This is a genomic window from Chitinophaga sp. CB10 (assembly GCA_001870995.2).
GTDB lineage: Bacteria > Bacteroidota > Bacteroidia > Chitinophagales > Chitinophagaceae > Chitinophaga.
Genome location: MLAV02000004.1, coordinates 336,864 through 359,579 on the forward strand (window position 1 = coordinate 336,864; position 22,716 = coordinate 359,579).

General features: G+C 53.9%; 15 protein-coding genes. 6 read left to right on the forward strand and 9 right to left on the reverse strand.

All coding sequences use genetic code 11. The annotated features are described in order from the left end of the window. Nucleotides 1-25: 25 nt before the first annotated feature. Nucleotides 26-703: a ribose-5-phosphate isomerase RpiA gene (gene rpiA / locus BOC67_RS08550; RefSeq protein WP_291909346.1), complete on the reverse strand. Its 678-nt coding sequence runs from the start codon at nt 701-703 to the stop codon at nt 26-28. 76 nt (nt 704-779) lie between these two features. On the opposite strand from rpiA, the gene BOC67_RS08555 reads away from it, so the two are divergent. Together BOC67_RS08555 and BOC67_RS08560 are read left to right on the forward strand one after the other, a co-directional pair. After that, nucleotides 780-2,399, forward strand: a complete 1,620-nt coding sequence (locus BOC67_RS08555; protein WP_291909347.1) for a M28 family metallopeptidase — start codon at nt 780-782, stop codon at nt 2,397-2,399. Nucleotides 2,400-2,438: 39 nt separating this feature from the next. Beyond that, nucleotides 2,439-3,218, forward strand: coding sequence for a zinc-dependent peptidase (locus BOC67_RS08560; RefSeq protein WP_291909350.1), 780 nt, complete (start codon nt 2,439-2,441; stop codon nt 3,216-3,218). Nucleotides 3,219-3,262: 44 nt separating this feature from the next. On the opposite strand, the gene BOC67_RS08565 is transcribed toward BOC67_RS08560, so the two are convergent. Beyond that, nucleotides 3,263-3,658, reverse strand: coding sequence for a nuclear transport factor 2 family protein (locus BOC67_RS08565; protein WP_291909353.1), 396 nt, complete (start codon nt 3,656-3,658; stop codon nt 3,263-3,265). Between the two features lie 142 nt (nt 3,659-3,800). On the opposite strand from BOC67_RS08565, the gene BOC67_RS08570 reads away from it, so the two are divergent. Next, nucleotides 3,801-4,769, forward strand: a complete 969-nt coding sequence (locus BOC67_RS08570) for an AraC family transcriptional regulator (protein ID WP_291909355.1) — start codon at nt 3,801-3,803, stop codon at nt 4,767-4,769. Nucleotides 4,770-4,821: 52 nt separating this feature from the next. Here BOC67_RS08570 and BOC67_RS08575 read toward each other — a convergent pair whose 3' ends face one another. From BOC67_RS08575 to BOC67_RS08585, 3 genes are all read right to left on the reverse strand, one after another. After that, on the reverse strand, nt 4,822-8,193 hold the full coding sequence (locus tag BOC67_RS08575; RefSeq protein WP_291909357.1) for a family 16 glycoside hydrolase: 3,372 nt from the start codon (nt 8,191-8,193) through the stop codon (nt 4,822-4,824). A gap of 12 nt (nt 8,194-8,205) precedes the next feature. Continuing rightward, nucleotides 8,206-9,477 carry a Gfo/Idh/MocA family oxidoreductase gene (locus BOC67_RS08580; RefSeq protein WP_291909359.1) on the reverse strand — a complete coding sequence of 424 codons (1,272 nt, stop codon included), beginning with the start codon at nt 9,475-9,477 and terminating at the stop codon, nt 8,206-8,208. A gap of 565 nt (nt 9,478-10,042) precedes the next feature. After that, nucleotides 10,043-10,924, reverse strand: a complete 882-nt coding sequence (locus tag BOC67_RS08585; RefSeq protein ID WP_291909360.1) for an ROK family protein — start codon at nt 10,922-10,924, stop codon at nt 10,043-10,045. Nucleotides 10,925-11,144: 220 nt separating this feature from the next. On the opposite strand from BOC67_RS08585, the gene BOC67_RS08590 reads away from it, so the two are divergent. Beyond that, nucleotides 11,145-11,519 carry a helix-turn-helix domain-containing protein gene (locus tag BOC67_RS08590; RefSeq protein ID WP_291909363.1) on the forward strand — a complete coding sequence of 125 codons (375 nt, stop codon included), beginning with the start codon at nt 11,145-11,147 and terminating at the stop codon, nt 11,517-11,519. Between the two features lie 267 nt (nt 11,520-11,786). Here BOC67_RS08590 and BOC67_RS08595 read toward each other — a convergent pair whose 3' ends face one another. Next, the gene (locus BOC67_RS08595; protein WP_291909365.1) at nt 11,787-12,671 is read right to left on the reverse strand and encodes an NAD(P)-dependent oxidoreductase; all 885 of its coding nucleotides are present in this window, start codon (nt 12,669-12,671) and stop codon (nt 11,787-11,789) included. A 164-nt stretch (nt 12,672-12,835) separates the two neighbouring features. Here BOC67_RS08595 and BOC67_RS08600 point away from each other — a divergent pair, with 164 nt between their 5' ends. After that, complete coding sequence (locus tag BOC67_RS08600; RefSeq protein ID WP_291909367.1) at nt 12,836-18,616, forward strand: carboxypeptidase-like regulatory domain-containing protein; 5,781 nt, start codon at nt 12,836-12,838, stop codon at nt 18,614-18,616. 43 nt (nt 18,617-18,659) lie between these two features. Beyond that, nucleotides 18,660-19,121: a DUF962 domain-containing protein gene (locus tag BOC67_RS08605; RefSeq protein WP_291909398.1), complete on the forward strand. Its 462-nt coding sequence runs from the start codon at nt 18,660-18,662 to the stop codon at nt 19,119-19,121. Here the strand turns inward: BOC67_RS08605 and BOC67_RS08610 are convergent. From BOC67_RS08610 to BOC67_RS08620, 3 genes are all read right to left on the reverse strand, one after another. Beyond that, nucleotides 19,118-19,693 carry a hypothetical protein gene (locus BOC67_RS08610; protein WP_291909402.1) on the reverse strand — a complete coding sequence of 192 codons (576 nt, stop codon included), beginning with the start codon at nt 19,691-19,693 and terminating at the stop codon, nt 19,118-19,120. The two genes, BOC67_RS08605 and BOC67_RS08610, sit on opposite strands and share 4 nt — an antisense overlap. A 132-nt stretch (nt 19,694-19,825) precedes the next feature. After that, on the reverse strand, nt 19,826-21,409 hold the full coding sequence (locus BOC67_RS08615) for a DHA2 family efflux MFS transporter permease subunit (RefSeq protein WP_291909404.1): 1,584 nt from the start codon (nt 21,407-21,409) through the stop codon (nt 19,826-19,828). A 175-nt stretch (nt 21,410-21,584) separates the two neighbouring features. Next, nucleotides 21,585-22,673: an HlyD family secretion protein gene (locus BOC67_RS08620; protein ID WP_291909406.1), complete on the reverse strand. Its 1,089-nt coding sequence runs from the start codon at nt 22,671-22,673 to the stop codon at nt 21,585-21,587. Between the last annotated feature and the right edge of the window lie 43 nt (nt 22,674-22,716).

A 22,716-nucleotide genomic window follows, 5' to 3' on the forward strand; every position in this document is an offset into this window, starting at 1 on the left:
AACGGCTTTCCGGAACGCAACGCCGCTAACGGCTAATCTCCCGCACGGCGCCATCCTCCCTGCCCACAATCAACAAATCCGCCATGCCGATGAACAAACCGTTTTCCACCACGCCGGGTATATCATTCAGCTGCGCATGCAACGCCTCCGGGTCTGCAATGCGCTCGTAATGGCAATCTGCTATGTAATTCCCATTGTCCGTTATAAACAGCTGCCCCTCCTTCTTCCGGAGTACTGGCCTGGCATGCAGCTGTTCCAGCTTCCGGAAAGTCAGCTCCCAGGCAAAAGGGATGATTTCCACCGGCAGGGGAAACTGCCCCAGCTGCTGCACCACCTTGCCCTCGTCGGCAATGATGATCATCCTGTCCGATGCCGCCGCCACAATCTTTTCCCGCAGCAGCGCGCCACCACCCCCTTTGATCAGGCGTAACTGCGCGTCCGCCTCGTCGGCCCCGTCAATGTCCACATCAATTTTCTGTACCTCGCCAAACGGGATGATCGTGATCCCCTGCGCACGTGCCAGCTGCTCCGATTCTTCAGAAGTGGCCACTGCTTTTATGTCCAGTCCGCCCCTAACCATTTCGCCTATACGCATAATGGCGTAATAGGCCGTGCTGCCCGTTCCCAGGCCCACCGTCATCCCCGGGCGGACGTACGTCGCGGCCTGCTCCGCAGCCGCTTTTTTCGCGATATTTACCTGCATATAACAAATATAAGCGATCGATACTATTTGGAAATATTGCCGAACTCAACTAATTTTTGCTATAAATCCTTTTGCTTTGAGAAAATTTTCATTCCTGATACTGGCGGCCTCCCTCGGCCAACTCCCTGCCTTTGCGCAGGAAAATCCCGCCGCCGGCGCCATCAATGCCAGCGTGCTGACCCAACACATCAGCGTACTCGCCTCCGATGCTTTCGAAGGCCGCAAACCATTTACCCGCGGGGAAGACAGCGCCATCAACTACATCGCGGCACAGTTCAAAGCCCTGGGCCTTAAACCCGGCAACGGCAACAGCTACTTCCAGGAAGTACCCATGGTCAACATCTTCTCCCAACCTGCTTCCGACCTCGTCATCAAAGGCAAAAAAGGCAGCATCAGCCTCAAATACCTGGACGACTACGTAGCCGCCACCCGCCGCGTGCAACCACAGGTGACGCTCAATAATTCAGCACTCGTGTTTGCCGGTTACGGCATCGTAGCGCCGGAATATAACTGGAACGATTATAAAGGCCTGAACGTAAAAGGTAAAACAGTCGTCGTCCTGGTAAACGATCCCGGCTTTGCGGACAGCACGCTGTTCAAAGGCCGCACCATGACCTACTACGGCCGCTGGACCTACAAGTTTGAAGAGGCCTCCCGCCAGGGCGCCGCCGGCTGTATCATCATCCACGAAACCGCCGCCGCCAGCTACCCCTGGAAAGTGGTGCGCAGCAGCTGGAGCAATTCCAAACTGCACCTGCAAACGGCGGACAACAACATGTCCCGCACCATCCTGGAAGGCTGGATCAGCCAGGAATCCGCCCGCAAGCTCTTCGAACTCGCCGGCCTCTCCCCTGACCTCATGGCCCAGGCTAAAAACAAAGGCTTCAAACCGGTGGACCTGCACCTGCAAACTTCCCTGGTGATCAATAATACCATCAAACACTCCACCTCCCATAACGTGCTGGGCGTGCTCCCGGGCGCCAAAAGGCCGCAGGAATGCGTGGTATATTCCGCCCACTGGGATCACTTCGGCATCGGTGAAAATATCAACGGGGATTCCATCTACAACGGCGCGGTAGACAATGCCAGCGGTACCGCCGGGCTGATTGCTCTCGCCACCGCTTTCAGCAAAGTAAAACCTGCCCCGGAACGCTCGCTGCTCTTCCTCGCCGTCACCGGCGAAGAACAGGGCCTCCTGGGTTCGGAATATTATGCCAGCCACCCGGTATTTGCACCCGGCAAAACCGTTGCTGACATCAACCTGGACGTGATGAACTACTTCGGCCGTACAAAAGACGTCACCGTCATCGGCAAAGGCCAGTCCGAACTGGATGAATACGTTCAACGCGCCGCCGCCAAACAAGGCCGCATCACCGTCGGGGAAGATCACCCGGAAGGCGGCTGGTTCTTCCGCTCCGATCATTTCAACTTCGCGAAAAAAGGCGTCCCCGGTTTGTATATCGGTCCCGGCACCCAGGCCATCGGCAAGGACCCGCAATGGGCCAGGGAACAAATTGCTACGTATAACCGCGAGCGTTATCACTCGCCGAAAGATGAATTCGACCCCAACACCTGGAAACTGGATGGTATGATCGAAGACCTCCGGCTGGTATTTGACGTAGGACTCACCCTCAGCAACGAGGCCACCTTCCCTAAATGGAAAGATGGCTCCGAGTTTAAGGGCATCAGGAGGTAATTTTAAGATGAATATAAGATGGTACTGTTTGGATTAATTATGATGGGACTGATCCTATTCCTCTACGTGAGGAATATCTTCGTCCGCAGGAAAAAGTTGAGGAACTCCGTTCCCGATACGTATAAACCGCTGCTGCAGCACCATGTGCGCTACTACCAGCAGCTGGATGAAGCGGATAAGGAACGTTTCGACAGCAAGGTGGCGCGCTTCCTGAAACGTACAACTATCGAAGGCGTAGGCACCACCGTGGAACCGCTGGACCGTGTGCTGGTGGCCGCCAGCGCCATTATTCCCATCTTCGGGTTCAAGGACTGGGAGTATTTTAACCTCACCAACGTGATCCTCTACCCGGATACTTTCAACGAAAGCTACCAGTACGAAGGGAATCGCCGCAACATCCTTGGCATGGTGGGCAGCGGCTCGCTGAACGGCCAAATGGTGCTCTCCCGCAGCGCCCTGCGGGAAGGCTTTGCCAACGTCACGGATAAGAACAACACGGCCATCCATGAATTCGTACACCTGCTGGATAAATCCGACGGCTATGTGGACGGTATGCCGCGCCACCTGCTGGAACACAGCTACAGCATCCCCTGGATGAAGCTCGTGCACCAAACCATTCAGCAAATGGCGGAAGGCCATACGGACATCAATCCGTACGGCGCCACCAACGAGGGAGAATTTTTTGCCGTTATCTCCGAGTACTTTTTTGAAAGGCCCGACCTCCTGGCGGAAAAACATCCGGAGCTATACGCTATGCTCACCAAAATTTTCCAGCAGGACCCCGCTGCCAATCACCAGCATCCTGAAACAAGCTTTTAATTTCAAAAAGGAGCGGCTGCCCGTATGCCGCTCCTTTTTTAAGCTTACTTGCCCCAAAAGCTGTTCTCCTGCTGCTCATCGGCAGTAAATACCGTCACCGCCGTGATCTTTCCATCCTGCACCGTATATACGTCCACGTTCTCCACGTCCAGCGTCTGATCCGCACGGGTGGCCTTCCATACGAGGTTGACCGCTACGGCATCCCCGTTTACCGCATAGGATTTCACTTCCGCCAGGGACAACGTTTTTTCAGACACTTCAAACATCCCGCCGCACATGCCAAATACTTCTTCCATAGACTTTTTCAGGCCGGAGAAGCGGTTATCGCCCGGCTGCTCCCACTGCACCTGCGGATGCAGGAGCGTAGCCACCTTTTCAAAATCAAATACTTTCACGGCTGCAATAAATTCGGTAACGACAGATAAAGAATTGTTTTCCATGGTTTGCATTTTTTTTGTTTGCTAAATTTGATAGAACAAAAGTAGCTGACAAGCCAGGCTGCTCACTTACCAAAAGGCGACAATCATTTACCATTTTGCGCCAGCCGCCACAAGCGGTCAAATCTCTTGCTATCTTTAGTACATGAAAGATCTTGTTAAACATATCATTGCCTACGCGGCCATGCGGAATATAAATACAGCGCAGCTGTGCAGGTTATCCGGTATCGATATGGCGGCGCTGAAAAAGAAGGACGGCCCCGCGCCTGCTCAACCGCAGGTCGACAACCTCTGGAAAAACGCCGCGCACCTCAGCGGGGATCCTTTATTCGGGCTGCACTTCGGCGAATCCCTCCGGACCACTGCCCTCGGCATTGTGGGCGGCATCATTCAAACCAGCGCCACAGTCGGCGAAGCGCTGACGCACGCCGCCGCCCTCGTCCACCTGATCACTGACCAGTGCCGGATGGACATCGTACAGGGCAAAGGCGCTTTTAAAGTAAGGCTAACGCCAACGGCTAAACGCGATTTTGATCCGCTGATGGAAGTATTACTCGTCATCGTAGTGCATGAACTCGATGGGCTGCTGCTCACGAAGATTGCGCCCAAAGCGGTGGCGCTGCCTTACAAGGTGACGAACCCTGCGGAATACGAAAGGGTATTCCGTTGCGCGGCAGGAAAGTCTGCGGGCGAATACAGCCTTACGTTTCCACAACAATACTGGCATGAGCCGATTGTTACTGCGAATTATGAATTGCAGGAAATACTGCTGAAGAAGACCTCCCATCTCTCCCCCAACAAAAAAAACCAAACCCTGGGCGCCAGGGTACATAATTACCTGCTCGCGAACTCCTACCTGGGCGTGGCTTCGCTGAGCGATATCGCTTCCAACTTCAACATGAGCGCCCGCACCCTGCAACGGCAGCTGAAAAGCGAAGGCTACTCCTTCCAGCGTATAGCCGACGACGTTAAGCGTTCGCTGGCGGAGCATTACCTCTCCTCCGGCAATTTTGCGTTAAAAGATATTTCGTGGATGCTGGGGTACAATGAACTGAGCGCGTTCAGCAGGGCGTTTAAAAAATGGACGGGAGTGACGCCGGAAAATTTCAACTAAAAAAAAAGGACGACCCTCGGGCCGCCCTTCTCTCTCACTAAAAAATATTTAACTACAAGGTTTTCACCCGGATGTTGCGGAAGCGCACCACATCGCCATGGCCGAGGAAACCGATATGACCGGTTTCATTCTTCAGGCCGGGGTGATCTTTGTGATCCAGGGTACCATTGGCGCTGGCGGCCGCAATATCGCCGTCCAGGATGGTTTCCCCGTTGAGGATCACTTTCACGCGGGTGCCTTTCACAATCACTTCTTCGTAGTTCCACTCGCCCACCGGCTTCAGGAAGCCGCGTTTGGCGGGGATCACACCGTACACGGAGCCATGGTATTGGTATTCGTGCAGGTTTTTATACATATCCGCCTCGTTGTCTATAATCTGCAGTTCCATGCCGTTGTAGGCAGCGTTGCCTTCCAGCGGGGCGCGGATGCCGAGGCCGTTGTTTGCGCCCGGCGTAAGCTGAAACTCGAAGCGGAAGTTGAAATCCCTGAACTCCTCTTTGGTAAATAGGTTGCCATGGCCGCCTCTTTTCGGATAGATGACGAGGTTGCCGTCTTCCATGATATAATCGGTGGTATTGCCCGTCCATGCGTGCATATTGGCGCCGTCAAAAAGGACCTTGAAGCCGGCTTTCTTCTCCTCGTCGCTCAGCACGAAAGGCTTCGGACGCGGCAACTCCTTGATGTAGAGGTCGCGGTAGGCCACATAGGTGCCATGCGCCTGCAGCTCTATCTGCTCCTCGGGGAATATCGGCAAGCCACGCTCCCAGTAGTTTTCCATGATCGTATTATTGGTCACCAGCTGGCCATTCAGGTACACGGTCACGCGGTCCCCTTTCATGATGATGTGGAAGTGGTTCCATTCGCCGATGGCATTGTCCGCCAGCGCCAGTGGCTTGCTCGCGTTGGTTTGGTTGTTGTAAAGTCCGCCGGAGCCCACTTCTGCGCCTACATCTCTGCGGGAGGTATCCCAGATCTGCACCTGCGGCGTACCACGGAGGTAAATACCGGCATCGCCCTGCGGCGTAATCTTCCAGTCCACCAGCATTTCGAAGTCGCCATACTTTTTCACCGTGCAAAGGTTATCCCCTTCGCCGTTGAATACGAGCAGGCCATCCTTCACGGACCAGCCTTTGCGCATCTTCTCATCTGCCTTTGCCTGCGCGGCTTTCAGCGCTTTATCACTCATTTTGGCGCGTACGATTGGGTTTTCCACGAGGCCTTTCCAGCCGCTCAGATCCGTGCCGTTGAAGATGGGCACGAAGCCTTCGCCCGCCGGCATTTCGTTCAGGTATTTGCGGATGGACTGCCGCTGGTAGTCGGCATCGCCGCCTTTGAGCTGTGCGCTTGCTTTTTCGAGGAGGGATTTCACTACAGGGCCGGCGTAGGTTTTATCCGCCAGCGCGATGTCCATCACCGCGTCAGCAGCTGCAGCGCCGAGGTTGGGGGATTCCAGGTAGCGGCCCGCCAGCAGCAGCGCGCTGTAGGACCTGCATTTATTCAGCACCTGTAAGGCTTTCAGCTGCACTTTTTCGCTGGAAGTGATGTCCAGTGCATTGCGCACCATCAGCGTCTTCTGGTCGGAAGGAATGTTTTTGGCAGCAGCCAGTCCAACATAGCCCAGCAGCGCCTGTTCCTGGTAAGCGACGTAATCCTTGTTGCGCGCGATGTTTAACAGCGGCAGCGCGGCATCGGCATTGGACCAGTCGGCCAGTGCGCGGATGGCGGCATCTTTCGTATTGGCGTCCCCGTTATTAAAGGCGTCTACTACCGCCTGCAGGGCATCTTTGGTACCGATGCCCGCCAGCACGCCCAGGTAGCGGGATTTAGCGGCGGCAGGGGCAGCCTGCATAAATTGCTTCGCCTGATCTGGGGAGATGGCAGCCCCGGTCAGCGCTTTCTGCGCGGCGGTGGTTTCCAGGCTGTTGGTAGCGCTGTTGAGCAGGGTCACCAACACCGGGATGCTTTGTTTATCCGCAATGTCCGGCAGGGCTTTGTACGCGGCGATGCGCAGGTTTGCGTCCGCGCCGGCGGCAGCGTCCGTAATTAATTGCGCATGCGCCGACGCTTTACGTGTAGCCAGCACCGTTATAGCGGCGGATTTAGCGGCCGGCGGCAGCGAAGGGAATGCATTGGCTACGGCTGTTGCCACTTCCCCGCCGGGCATGATGAGCAGCGCGTTCTGCACCGCCTCTACTGTAGCAGGGTCTGTGGAGTTAAAGGTTTTTATTAATAAGGGGAGAGATTTAGTGCCGCCTATGCGACCGGCCGCGTCAATAGCGGCAGTTTTCACGGGCGCATCCTGACTTTGAAATAGCTCCGTCACCGCATCCAGTGCAAAAGAGGTCTTGTTATCGGCGAAGATGCGGATAGCCGCGGCTTTCGTGGCATTATCCGCGGTGCGGAACTGCTTCAGGACCATGGCTTGCTGGGCGGGCGTCAGCGCGGCGCTGTGTGCGCCGATGAGCTTCCAGGCAGCATCCTTCACCCGCGGGCGGGTATCGTTCGCGGCTGCAAGCCAGGTGGAGAGCGCTTTTGCGCCATCGTTAGCGGCGATGATATTTAACGCGGCCACATAGGCGTTTTCCTGCGGCACGCCTTTGGTAACCGGCAGCAGGGCTGTAGCCAGGGAGGTGGCCAGCTTTTTATCGTCCAGGGCGGCCAGGTAGGTCAGGTAGGATGCCGTAGCATTCGTACGGTCGTACCCGTAGCCTGCTTTGGCGGCGTTGGCTTTGAGCGTGGCAGCGGCAGCTGGGTCCGCAATGCGGGACAAAGCATAGTTCGCCACCTTTGCCAGATCCCCGTTACCCGTGCCGGCCAGCTTCATGATCGCGGCGTTGGCTGCTGTAGCATTCGCGTCTCCGAGGGCCTGCACTAACGTAATTTGTCGTGTACCCGTTGCCGTAGCCAGGGCGTTCAGGAGGGCCTGCGTACTTTCGGGAGTATTGATTTTCACAAGCGCGCGGGCTGCAGGATCGCAGAGGCGCTCATCCGCCAGGTAAGGTGTGAGCGTGGCTACGGAAGGGTTGCCGGCCAGCGTTTGCAGCTGGCTGATGAGGAAGGCTTTCACTTCCGGGTTGGCAGCTTTCGCGGCAGCCTGGGAATAGGCTTTCACGGCGGCAGCGCGATTGCTTTCCTGCCCTGGCGCCGTTACATAAAAGGCATAGCCGGCGAGGGCGTATTCCATTTTGGTATTGTCGCCTTTGCCGGGAGCGGAAAGCAGGTCGGCCATCTGGGTGATACCGTTTGGACCGAAGCCGGCAATTTCTTCAAAATATTTATTCAGGTCAGCCCGGTTGTTGGCCGGGAAGCGGGCCAGTACGTCGGCCACTTTGGTATGGAGCGCGCGCTGATCCGGGGCTGGCTGGGCAAAAGCGCCCAGTCCGAGGAGCATCAGCGGCAGTATGCTGAAAGAGAACTTTTTCATGAGTCGTTAAGATTAAATGGTCCAGGGCCCGCGCATAGGCTGGAAGATGAGATTATTGGCGCCTTCATCGTTGATGAACACCTGGTTTACGGGGTCGAACTGCAGGTTGCGGTTGAGCTGCAGGGCGATTTTGCCCATGTTTACCAGCGTGGCGGAGCGGTGGCCATTTTCCTCGTTGAGGGCAAATTTGCGGCGGAGTTTTACGGCCTCTACGAAGTCCGTTTGCTGCGGCAGCGGATCCGGGAAGGCGGCGAGTTTCTTTTCCAGGTCCGGGATGGTGGATTTGAAGCCGGGATAGAGTTTCCCGTTAGGGCCTTCGATGTAGGCGGCTTTTTCGTCCTTGCCTTCACCGTCGAGGATGATCTGGCAGCCATCGTCGTAGGTGTAGATGATGCGGCGCCACGTGCCTACGGCGTCCGGGTGTTGCTGCGGCGCGTCCACTTCTACTTTTACGGGGCTGGTATGGTCTTTCCCGAGGAAGTACTGGATGGGGTCCAGGTAGTGTTGTCCCATATCCCCGAGGCCGCCTCCATCATAATCCCAGTAGCCGCGGAAGGTTTGGTGTACGCGGTGCTGGCTGTAAGGCTTATACGGCGCGGGGCCTAACCACATGTCGTAGTCCAGCTCCGGCGGTACGGGCATTTCAGGCAGGTTGGTTTTACCTACCCAATAGAATTTCCAGTCGAAGCCGGTGTGTTTGCTCACGGTTACTTTCAGTGGCCAGCCGAGCAGGCCGCTGTCCACCAGCTTTTTGATCGGCTTCACGGTGGTGCCCATACCGTAGAAGTTGTCCGAAAAGCGGAACCAGGTATTGAGGCGGAAGATGCGGCCGTGTTGCTGTACCGCTTCCACGAGGCGTTTGCCTTCGCCGATGGTGGCGGTCATAGGTTTTTCACACCAGATATCTTTTCCGGCGCGGGCGGCATCGGCGGCGATGATGCCGTGCCAGTGCGGCGGGGTGGCGATATGAACGATGTCCACTTCCGGGAGGGTGATGACCTCGCGGTAGTCGGTGAAGGTTTTAACCGATTTATCTTTCAGCTGATCCATGGCCAGTTTCAGGTGACTGCGGTCCACGTCGCAGATGGCCACCACGCGGGTGCCGGCGTAGCCGAAGTGGCCGCGCCCCATGCTGCCGGTACCGATAACGGCTTTGGTAAGTTGATCGCTGGGTGCAAGGTATCCGCGTCCCAGCACGTGCCTGGGAACAATAGTGAAAGCTGCCAGTGCGCCAAGGGAGTTCCGGATAAAGGAGCGCCTGGAATTGCTTGTCTGTTTAGTCATAAGGTGTGATTATGAGTAGATTTATTTGTTCACGTTGCTGTCCGCATGCGCAGCAGTCAAAGGTTCACTGTGGATTCAGGAATAGCGTCAAAGTTCAGTACATCTACCGGGTGCGCATGATTGTCTTGGAAAGATAGCGGGGAAAGTGGGGATTTGCAAGCCTGGGTGCGTGAAATGTGATGAACGGCGGGTGGGTGGTTTCTCGCAAAGCGTTTTAAGGTGCAAAGCACGCAAAGGATTATGTTTTGTTTGGGTTCTCGCAAAGAGGCATAAGGTGCAAAGCACGCAAAGAGTTGTGTTATGCTTTTTTGCGCGCAAAGTTGCAAAGTATCATAAGCTGTAAATACCGAAGGTCCTTTGCAATCTTTGCACCTTAAAATCCTTTGTGAGAAACAGACACCTCACAGGCCGAAGGCCCTTAGCGTGCTTTGCACCTTATGCCTCTTTGCGAGAAACAATCCTTTGCAATCTTTGCACCTTAAAATCCTTTGCGAGAAACAGACACCGCACAGGCCGAAGGCCCTTTGCGTACTCTGCACCTTATGCCCCTTTGCGAGAAAAAAACCTACGCATTCACCGGTTCGCCGAACCAAACGCTGGCGGCGCCGATGATAGCGGCGGACTCGCCCAGCATGGCTATGCGGACAGGTATATGAATCTGATGCGCTGCCAGTTCCACGATCAGCGCCGGCAGGAACAGTGGGGATGCGTTGGCGATATTGCCGCCGAGTATGATGACTTCCGGGTTTTCGTCCTGCACGAAGGGTACGAGGAATGCGGCCAGGTTAGCGGCAAATTCCTGGAAGATGCCTTTTATCCGTTCGTCCCTGGGTTCCAGCTCACATAAAGCCTTTACGTCTTTCACGGTTTGGCCGCTGATTTCCTGGTAACGTTTTACGAACCAGCGGGTGGAAATGTAATCCTCTGCAATGCTGTTTTTGAAGGGCGTACACCAGCGGTCCGCGTCCTTAGCGATGCGCCCGTCGTAGGTGGCGGATCCCAGCCCGGTGCCCAGGGTAAGGCCTATGGCGCGCTTGTATTCCCTGGCGGCGCCGCTGAATCCTTCTCCCTGCAGGAAGCATCCTGCATCGTTGATAAACTGGATATTTTTTGGCGAGATGTTCAATTTAGCAGCCAGCAACTCTTTTACATTCAGGTTGTAGAGTGCGTCGTATTTATCCTGGTGCTGCATTTTGCTGATGCCCAGTTCATAATCAAATGGCCCCGGCATTCCGATGCCGATCACCAGGTTATCGTTGGTTGTACCGGTAGTGACCTCGCTGATAACCGCTGCCCATGCGGTAATAATATCTTCCGCTGTACCTTTGGAATCTACCCGCTCACGACGCCAGGTGTTCTCGATGATGGACCTGTTTTCCAGGTCTACTAATGCTGCCGTAATGTGCGAGCCTCCTATATCCACTCCTACAGCCATGGAATTTTTCATATGTTAAAAAATCAGGTTAAACGCTAAATCGTTTTAGCGATGAGGACAAATATAATATATTTTTTTATTCAGCCATGGATTTTCTGAAGAATCTGCCATAAGCCTTTCTGGTACTGCACAAAATCGATTTTCTAATATAGCGATTTATCCGGTCATGTTCCCGCAGGCATCAGAACTTGTATAGATGTTTTACATTTATAGTCTGTAAATGTTTAGCAAAATGAGAAAGGACGCTTCTACGAATTCGCAAAATGCCAGGCAGCTACGGGGCGACTGCGGCACGGTCTATACCTTGTCGCTCATTGGCAACCGTTGGAAGCCGGTGATCCTGTGGCGGTTGCTGCAGGACAGGCAGCGTTACAGCGAGTTGAGGAAATCCATTCCGGGGATATCGGAACGGGTGTTGGTATTGCAGCTGCGCGAAATGGAGCAGGACGGGCTGATTAGCCGCTTCGTGTACCCCGAAGTGCCGCCACGCGTGGAATACGAACTGACGGAATTAGGCCGCTCCATGGAACCAATCCTGGAAGTAATGAGCGATTGGGGCATCGAACATATGCCTGCAGTTGGTTTTGTTTCTCGCAAAGAGGCATAAGGAGCAAAGAACGCAAAGGGTGTTTTTCTCGCAAAGGGGCGTAAGGAGCAAAGAACGCAAAGACTTGTATAAGTTGTTTTTAAGAAATTGCTTGGCAACATGCATAAGCAATTGCTACTTTCCACTTTTGCAACAAAAGACAAAAAACCATCCTTTACCTACTTTGTTTCTTATGCCTCTTTGCAAAAAAAATACAAAACATAATCCTTTGCGTTCTTTGCTCCTTATGCATCTCTGCGAGAAAAACCCTCTTTGCGAGAAACAAACCTACTTCAGGCCCGCATCGTTCAGCGCCCCCGTTGCCAGCGCTACCCAGTCCGCATCTCTCCTGCCCTTGCTCAATACCGTCAGCAACCGCTGGTGTACCAGGTTCGCAATCGGCATCGGCGTATAGCTGTTGCGCGCCGTTTCCAGCACCAGGTCAATATCCTTCAAGCCTAAGGAGGCCTTGAACGCCGGGTTACCGGTAAACTCCCGGTTCAGTATCATAGCGCCGTAATTACGGAAGACAGGCCCGGTAAATAAAGTAGTCGTCAGCATTTCATAAGCCGCCTTCACATCCAGCCCGTTCTTCTCCGCCAGCACAAACGACTCCGCCATCAATTCCATAGCGCCGGCAATCATGAAATTACCGATCAGCTTCATCACATTCGCCTGCTGCGGCTTCGTGCCCATATCAAAAATATTCTTGGCAAAGCCATCCAGCAGCAACGTCCGGATGCGCTCCTTAGCCGCCGCATCCCCGCTGATAGCCGCATTGCCCATCTTCGCCGCAGCCGCCTCCGGGCGCGCAAATACCGGCGAAGCAACGTAGGTAGTACCCGCCTTCTTGTGCAAGGCCGCCAGCTCACGGGCCGTATCCGGGGAAATCGTGCTCATGGAAGCATGCACCCCGCCGGCGCCCAGCGCAGCCAGGAACTCAGGGGTGACGATTTCCCGCAGGGCCGCATCGTCGGAAACAAGGGTGAATACAATCCCTCCCTTCTCTACAGCGGCAACAGGACTGTCCACCACCACCGCGCCCAATTGCTCCAGCGGCAGGGCCTTCTCACGGGTACGGTTATATACTTTCAACTGATGACCTGCCTTCAGTAAATTTTCCGCGATAGGCAACCCCAGGTTACCTATTCCAATAAATCCAATTGTCTGCATAAAAAATAAGTTTACGTTGAAGTATCAAGGAGCTACAAACTCACTAGGAAAGTTAATCAATTAAGCCGAAAAATATTTTCCTTAAAAATAAAGTAACACTGCCACGGCTGCATGAAAATTACTGCTTAAATACTTACATTCAATGATCGTGCAACACCCTTACCATGAAAAAATTACTGACCACTGTACTATTCCTGCTGACGTTGCAGGCATCCTATGCGCAGCAGCTTTCCAACAGTCAGACCAGCGGCCAAACCATCGCCCTCTTCAAAATTACCGACAGGGAGGCCGCAGGACTTTATTTATCCTCCCTGAAAAATGCCAGTATCAGCAATGGTATGCGCAAAGCAAAGGTCGAATACCTACGCAATACCAACCCTTCGGACGCGCTGCTGCATACGTTTGTACGCTCCTGGAACGCGGATGCGCCTACGCCGGCGGACATACCGGCTGGCCACTACCTGCTCGTGCGCGGTGAGGGGAATATGCTGCGGTACGAGTACTACCCTGTCAAAAACGTCCGGCTGCACCTGATTAAAAACATGGATAGCTATGCCATCTCCCTGACGGATAAAAACGACCGCGCGCTTACTACCCCGGAAGTGCAGTTCCGCGGGAAGCAACTCTCCCTGCAGCCTGAATTCCAGACCTACCCGCTGCGCCAGTCCTCCAAAAAAGGACTGGTCACAGTAAAGCACGAGGGCACGGTCAACTACTTCTACCTGCAACCCTACAAACGCTACCGCCTCTATAGCAACCAGTCATGGTTCGTACGCCAGTGGCGGCAACTGCAACGCTTCTTTGGCCCGAAGCCGGGGAAAAATAATTATAAAGGCTACCTCGTTACGGGCAAGCCAAAATATAAGCCCCGTGATACGGTGCGGCTCAAAGCCTTCCTTACGGACGCCAAGGGCAACCCGGTGAATATCCCCCTGCAGCTGAAGCTGGGAGCCGTAAACAACCGGGAAGAGGAAGATACCATTTTACAGGTGCTGCACCCCTACCGCCCCGGCGCTTATGAATATAGCTTTGTACTCACGGACGGGCTGGACCTGGACCTGGACGAGGACTACAAACTCAGCCTGGGCGCCAACTTCAAGACCAACCGCAAAAAAGAATATCTCCACGGCAGCTTTGAGTACGAGGAGTATGAACTGAGTCAGCTCACCTTCAACGCCCGCACGGAAAAACCTGCCTATGCCCCTGGCATGCCGGTCAAATTCTTTTTGAAAGCGACGGATGAAAATAACCTGCCGGTGCTGGACGGGCGTGTAACCGTTACCGTTAATACCATATCCAGCTCCAACTACGCCACCGGCGCCACCTTCATTCCCAAAAAGCTCTGGCAGCAGGAAGTACCCCTGGAACAAACGGGGGAAACAGTGGTAATAGTACCGGACAGCATCTTTCCCGATGCGGACCTTCAATGCAGTGTAACCTGTGAACTGAACAGCAGCAGTAATGACCATAAAACCGAAAGCTTTTCCTTCTCCCGCCAGAAAACCGTTACCGATATCAGGTTTGAGCGGGTGGCCGACTCCATCCGTATCACCTGCCTGGAAAGCGGGCTGCCGGCGGCCGTACCGGCAAGGGTAATTTTCTATAATGCGGGTAAAGACAGCATAGGCCAGGCTGCGCTTACTTTGCCGGCCACCATTCCCGCCTCTCCCTATGTAGCCCGTTATACTGCCGTAACCGGCCATTACCGGAAGTCGTACGACATCAGCAGCAGCATGGCGGAAATTTCCTTTACCGGCTATCGCCGGCATGATTCCATTTTCGCCAACCTGGACAATCCCTATAAAATACCCGTGTGGTACAAGATTTATGCGGACAAGCAGCTGATCCGCTCCGGCAAAGCTACGCAGCTGCAGTGGGCCGATAAAGCCGCCGGCAGCGCTACCTACTCCCTGTGGATGGCTTACGTGTATGGAGATGTCAGCGCCGGCTCAGGGCAATATGTGTATTACCTCCCTTCCACCCTGGATGTAAAAATCCATGCGCCGGAAACCATCCAGCCGGGCGCTACTGCCCGTATAACCGTGGCCGTTACCGATAACAAGGAGCAGCCCGTGGCGGATGCGGATGTTACTGCCTATGCGCATACCTCCAAATTTAATGCTGGCGATCCGGAAGTGCCTTACCTGGACAGGCTCCATGTAGCGTCGCCCAAATTAACGCCTGACGCAGGCATAGCCACCCGGGAGAAATTGGTGCAAACAGGCCCGTTGAACTGGAGCCGCTGGAAGACCTTACTGGGGCTGGATACCATGCCCTTCTACCGCTTCTTCCACCCCGAGGGGCTGCTCTATAACTTTGAACCTGCCGTTCATGGGATTACCCAAATCGCCCCTTTTGCCGTAAAGGATGGCAAGCCGCAACTGGTACAACTGGTATGGATAAACGATCAGTTAAAGTACGTAAACGGCCGGTTTACCGATAACACCTACAGCTTCCGGATTATGCCCGGCAAGCAGTCCATCCGGATGGTAACAGCGGAATACGAGATCGTTGCAGACTCCGTATATGCGCCGGCCGGCATGAAGACCTTTGTCAGCATTCCGGTCGATAAACCGGGGCCCGGCGTGAAAGTCATGCCCCGCAGGAAGCCTTATTTTACGGACGCCGAAAAAGCGCTGCTGGGCAGCAAGCTGCTGTTGTTAAAGCCTGCGGCGGTATCTATGCCGCAGTATGTCAACAACAATGGCCTGATCTTTCCGTTTACGTATAGCTATTACTCACCCGCAATCATTGGCCCCGTAGCCCCTGCGCGGACCTATTATTTTGGCAGTCCGCTGCTGCGCCAGCACTTCACGCCCGAAACGGGTTATGCCTACAGCATTTCCAAAGGGCTCATCAAGCAGGAGAAACTGAATATCGTCGATAAGTATTTTAGCGACAAGCTCAGCGGCGGTGACGATACCAAATTCCGCCTCGGCGATCATGTGCTGACCGCTACGGATATGGACAGCCTGTACAATGACCAGCTGGAATCCGTTGCGGTTACCCTCAGGCAAAACGGCGACAATAAGGCGCTGCTGAAATGCTATTTTCCTGACAGCGTACAGCAGCAGGTACGGCAGCTATTCCTTTACAGGTATGATTCCACCGCATGGGTGGAAATAGAAAGGGGGAACAGCGCTTCCGAAATCCGCCTGACGCCCGGCTTTTATAAGATGGTGCTGCTCATGAAACACAACGGCTTTGCCCAGATGGACAGCCTGCAGGTCAAAGCCGGTCATGAGGCCATCTATAAATATGACCGGCTGCCTGTTCAGCCGGATACCGATAGCATACACCGATTGCGGCAGCGACTGAACATGGCCATTATTACCGGCGACTATGAAATGGAATTTGCCATTAAAAAGCCGGAAAAAAGATATCCTGATTCCAAACCAATCACGCTGAATGGCCATCAACTGGTAAAGCTGGTGAAAGGCACCGTGCGCGATGCCGATGGTACGCCTATCCCCTTTGCCAGCGTCATGATCAAAGGCACTTCCATTGGCGCCTTGACGAACGAGCGGGGCGCCTATGCGTTGCATGTAACGGATACGGGCACACTATTATTCCGCGCGGTAGGTTATAACGAGGCAGTGCGGCCCATCCAGTCCGATGAAATTTATGATGTGATGCTCTTTGAGCATGCGGATGCCCTGTCGGAGGAAGTGGTGGTAGGTTATGGCGCGCAAAAAAAGGCCTACATGAGCGCCAGCGCCATCCACTACGAGCGGGCGTTGCAGGGCCGGGTGGCCGGCGTGTCCGTAGTCAGTGCCAAAAGGAAATTCTTTGCCCGTGATGGTAACCGGGTGATCATCCGCGGAGCGGCGGGTACGGAAAGTGATCAGCAACCTTTGCTGATCGTGGACGGGCAGCCATTTACCGGCAGCCTGAGCGATATCAGTGAGGACCTGATCTCCAACCTGGAGCTGCTCTCCACCGAAACTGCGGTTAGCCTCTATGGCGCCCGTGCCGCAGCAGGCGCCGTTATCATTACCACTACGGTGAAAGGAGGATTGAAAAGCCAGGAACCCGAAGCAGCGGAAGGCCCCAGGCTATCCCTTCGCCGCAATTTCAGGGATGATGCCTACTGGCAACCACGGTTACGCACCAACGAAAAAGGGGAAGTGAGTTTTGACGTCACCTTCCCGGATGACATTACCAGCTGGAAGTCGTACGCCCTGGTAGCGGGCGACCATAAGCAATCCGGCTTTGCGACCGCTCTAACCCGCGCCTATACGCAGGTAAGCGCGAACCTGGCCTTACCGCAGTTTGCCCTCGCGGGGGATACGCTGGATGTGCTGACCAAGATTATGAACTATAACGGGGATAGCATCCGGCTGCGGCGCTCGCTGACCGTGGATGGAAAGCAATTGAAAAACGGGGAGGTAGCGTTGCGTCATAGCCTGATAGAAACCGCCAGGGTGGCGGCGCCAGCCGGGGACAGCCTGCGCAATTTGTTCGCCATCCACCATCAATCCCTGAGCGACGGGGAGTACAGGGCAGTGCCCATTTACCCGGTAGGGACACAGGAAGCGGTGGGCCAGTTTTTTCAGTTAGGGGGAGATACCACCTTCACACTGCAGGCGGGCAACGATACGGGTACTGTTCATCTTTATGCAGCCGCCTCCGCTATGCCGGTACTGTTACAGGAGGCAGCCTACCTGTACGCCTATCGCTATGATTGTAACGAACAGCTGGCATCTAAGCTAATTGCCGCGCTGCTGCAAAAACGCTGGGCCGCCGCGCTGGATACCAACATTCACATTAATGAGCATATACGTAATATGGTCAACAGGCTGGAAAAGGCCCGCAATATGGACGGGCTCTGGGGTTGGTGGAGCAACGGCCCTACCTCCGGGTGGATCAGCGCGCACGTGCTGAAGGCCCTGCATATGGCCGCCGATGCCGGCTTCCGCACCAAAACGGCCAATAAAGACCTTACGCGATTCTTAGCGCCACGCGTTGATCAGTACGGGGTGGATACCCGGATGGACTTTCTAGGTTGGCTGCGTGATACAGACAGTACGTTTAATTTACGGGCATATGTGGATACCATCAGCACCAGACATCTTTCCCCTATCCAACAACTACGCTTAATGGAACTCAAACAGCGTGCAGGCGTGACCGTTAATACCGAAACCCTGCGTGGAGCTGTGAAAAGAACCCTTTTCGGGAACACCTGGTGGGGGCCGGACAGCCTGGATATTTACAACAGCCGTATCCAGTACACCCTGCTGGCGTACCGCATCCTGCGCAATGAGGGCGGCCACGACGCGCTGCTGCGCAGTACCCGGGCCTGGCTGCTGGATCAGCGCGGCCCGAACTGCTGGCGCAATACTTATGAATCGGCCACCATTATGGCTACCATCGGGGATGATATTTTCCGCGAGCAGGAGCAGCAGCTGCCGGCATTGCAGGTGAATAATACGAGGGTTACGAAGTTCCCCTATGAAGCGACGTTCCCTGCCGGGCAGCCGTTGCAGATCAGCAAAACGGGCCGGCGCATGCTGTACCTGGGCGCCTGGCAGCGGCGGTTTAACGCGAGTCCGAACCGGGTGGACAGCGCCTTTAAAGTGCGTACCGCCTTTAAAGCGGACAACAACGTGATCACCACCCTTACGGCCGGTAAGAAGGTGGAACTGGAGGCCAGGGTGGAGGTAAGGGAAGATGCGCAATTCGTGATGATAGAAATTCCCATACCTGCCGGCTGTTCTTACAACGGCAAGCCGCAGCCATCTGGCAACGGGGAGGTGCACCGTGAATATTTTTATGAAAAGGTGAGTATTTTTTGCCAGTACCTGGGCAAGGGGGAATATACCTTCACGATTCCGCTGATGCCGCGGTACACCGGCAGTTTCCAGTTGAATCCCGCCAGGGCGGAGCTGATGTATTTCCCTGTGTTTTATGGCCGGGAAAGGGTGAAACGGGTCCCTATCAAATGAGGAAAAAATTGATTATATTTAGATACAGCAAAATTTCCACCTTATGAGATCCATACAATCCTGGCTGGACGAGTACGGCGTCAGCCACCGCAATGCCACCAACAAGTCCATTCACTGGATTTGCGTGCCTGCTATCTTTTTCAGTATTGTAGGTTTCCTGTACAGCATTCCCCTGCCCTTTCATATCGGGGGCTTGCAGGTAACGGTGGCGCATATTGCGCTGGTGCTGGTATTGATATATTATTTCCGGCTCTCGCCGAGTTTGAGTATGGGCATGCTGGTATTTGTACTGCTTTGCCTCTGGGCCTGGCGGGTGTTGGACAGCTTTGGCGCGACGCCCTGGATCCTTTCCCTGATCATCTTTGTGGCGGCCTGGATCGGCCAGTTCATCGGGCATAAGATAGAGGGCGCCAAACCTTCCTTCTTCAAGGATTTACAGTTCCTGCTGATAGGGCCCGCCTGGCTGCTGAGCTTTATTTACCGCAAGGCGGGCATACCGTATTAATTACTAACGGTCAGGAATAAACGAAGGATGTAGGAAAATTCGTACAGGATAAAGAGTATGACGAGGAAGCTGTGGAATGTTTTATTGGAAAACCGGATAGCCAGCAGGCATAGCAGCACGTGGGTAATGCCCCGGATGGGGTATTCCGCATTATAGTGCATATGAAAATAGGCTTGCCCTTTCATGAGGGTGTCTACCACATCTGCCACGAAAGTGAGGGCCAGCAGGCCGAAGAACCACTTTCGCCGGGAATAGAAATAATCTTCATAGCCGGTGTAATCCTTAATATCATCGGGGTACAGCAGGGCGCTGAGTACATAGAACATGATGATGTAGAGCGTTACAAAGAAGTATTCCAGGAACGTCCACCGGGTGATGTGGCTCAGGCTGATTTCCCACCACCAGAAGTGCAGTAGTATCAGGAAGAGATAGAGTACCCAACCCAGGTGTACCCAGTAAATCTTTTGCCTTCCGGGGTGCTGGATAAACCTGGCCGTGCCCTTGAGGAGCTGGGCGATGCTAAGACTCAGGATGATGCCGATGACAGTACGTACATGACTAAACGTTTCCATAGGCGCGTATATTCTGATACTGAATATACCAAAAAAAATTAAAGCCCCGATGAATATCGGGGCTTATTTACCTAAACCTACAACTGTTACACTGTTATTGCAACAATTATTTTTATGATATAGCGCTTCCCGTTAGTGCATGGCACTTGGGTCGAGCTTACCTTGCTGTTTGTTGGCGCGTACCATGAGTACGAACGGAATACAGATCAGGAACAGGATACCGAGGTACAGGAACGCATCCATGTAAGATTGTACGGAAGCCTGTTTGGTGATGCTATAGTCCATCATCATGTACGCTTTTTTCTGGGCGGTGGCAAAATCAAATCCTTTGGACATGAAGTTGGCGGTCAGCCCTTTGAGCCGGGTTACGACTTCAGGATTGTTCATATCGATGTACGGCACGAGGTCGCTGCGGTGCAGCTGTGTGCGGCGGGTCATGAAGGTGGTGATCAACGCCACCCCGAAGGAACCGCCCAGCTGGCGCATCATACCTGTGAAGGCTGCACCCTGGCCGATCTGCTGGCCTTTCAGTGTAGAGAGGGCCAGTGTGGTGATCGGGATGAACAACAGCCCCATACCTACCCCGCGTACGATCAGCATCCAGAAGAAGGATTCAGAACCTGTATCAGCCGGCGTGAGGATTTTATATCCCCAGAAGCTGTAGACAAAGAACAGGAACATACCGGCGGCCACCATGTATTGCTGCGGCACACCCTTTTCGAGCATCTTACCGATGATGGGCATCATAAATGCGGTGGTAAGCGCTGCCGGCACCATGAGCATACCGGATTGGGTGGCGGTCCATCCCAGGATACCCTGTGTGTACAGCGGTATGATAAAGGTGGAGCCATACAAGCCGAAGCCGAGGATGAACGAGAGGATGGTACCCACGCGGAGGTTACCGTTTTTGAGTACCCTCAGTTCCACGATCGGGTATTTATAAGTGAGTTCGCGCCACATAAAGAAGAACAGCGCGAGGGCACTTGTAACAGCCAGTACGGTGATGAGCGGGTCGTTAAACCAGTCGTCTTCCTGGCCGCGTTCCAGCACGTATTGCAAAGAGCCAACGCAGAGAGCGAGCAAACCGATACCGAGGAAGTCCACATCCTTTGCAGAGCGTTTTTCCGCGTATTTAGGGCTGCGCACGAACTGCAGGGTGAGCAGTGTTGCGATTACGCCGATGGGAATGTTAATGTAAAATATATAAGGCCAGGAGTAGTTATCGGTGATGAAACCACCCAATGGCGGACCAAGCGTAGGACCGATGATTACACCAAGACCGTAAATAGCCTGAGCTGTACCACGTTTTTCAGGCGGGTAGCTTTCCGTGATAATGGTTTGGGAGGTCACGAGCAGTGCGCCACCGCCAATACCCTGTATGAAACGGAAGAGTACCAGTTCCCACATGGCTGTTGCGTTACCGCAAAGGAAGGAGGACACTGTGAATATGATGATGGAAGCCGCAAAGTAGTTACGGCGGCCAAATTGCTGGGAGAGCCAGCTGGTCATTGGAACGACAATTACGTTACCGATTGCATAGGCCGTAATTACCCAACCAATTTCGGACATGGTAGCGCCCATGTTACCGCGCATATCATTCAGTGCCACATTCACGATAGTGGTATCAACGATTTCCAGCAGCGCGCAGAATATAGCGGTGATCGTGATGATCACCCTGCGGGCGCCGTATTCTATCAATGATTCTTGTTGCAGCATGAAATACTATATTATATAGAAAAGAAGAAAGCAGTATGACCAGGAACTAATAATTAATACCGGAGCATGGCCCTTTTTGGTAGTCTTAAATTATGCTAATGGTTTCCGCCGGTTGAGTGATCATGGTTCCCATTAATTATTAATTCCGGGTCATTACGCTTTCTGCTAAAGCAGATTAGTCGAGGTGAACATCTACCTCTACGTTCATACCAGGACGGAGGTTTTTCACCAGTTCATCGGAAGGATTCACAAACTCGATCTTCACCGGGAGGCGCTGTACCACTTTCACGAAGTTACCGGAAGCGTTATCCGGAGGCAGCAGGGCAAATTTAGCGCCGGTAGCAGGCGAGAAGGAAGTGATTTTCGCTTCCAGTTTTTTATCAGGATAAGCGTCCACTTTCACGGTTACTTTCTGACCGAGTTTCATTTTGGTCAGCTGCGTTTCCTTGAAGTTGGCCACTACCCATGGCGTGTTGTTCAATACTACGCTGAACAGGGATTGTCCGGCGTTGATGTATTGACCAGGCTGTACATAGATTTTGGACAGGTAACCATCTTCCGGAGCGAGGATGACGGCGTAGCTGCGTACCAGTTCCGCATCGGCTACTTCGGTTTCGCGTTGCTTGATGGCAGCGTCAGCGAGGCTGATTTGTTTGGAGGTAGCGGTGCTCTGGGAGGATACCACAGAGGTCTGACGGGCAGCGGCGGTTTTTTGGCGTTGCAGCACATCCAGCTGGCGTTCAGCGGATTGTTTTGCGGCCAGCGCCTGCTCGTATTGCTGCTGGGTGATAGAGTGATCTTTGATCAGGTTGGCATAACGCTCATAGTCCTGGTTAGCTCTCCAGAGGTTTACTTTGGCGGCTTCGATCTGTGCGTCGATGGTACCGATCTGGGCTTGCGCCTGGGTGATACCGGTTTCGGCGGCCTGTGTAGCGGCGGCTGCAGCGTTTTTATTGGCTTCAGCAGCGAGGAGGGCAGCCTGGGCGGATTGCACTTTGATGGCCAGGTCGCGGTCGTCCAGAATTACCAGGGTATCCCCTTTTTTCACGAACTGGTTATCTTTCACACGTACTTCTTTCACGTAACCGGAAACTCTGGGGATAACCGGGCTCACGTTAGCATCGATCTGCGCGTTATCTGTTTCCTCGTGGTGCTGACCGTGAATATATTTGGTGATACCGAAGGCGCCGCCACCGATTACCAGCGCTGCCAGTACGATGACGAACCCTTTACTGCGTTTTTTAGGCGCGGATGTTTCCTGCATGGTCGTATTATTAGTATGATTAGAAGCTTTAGTTTGCGTTTCC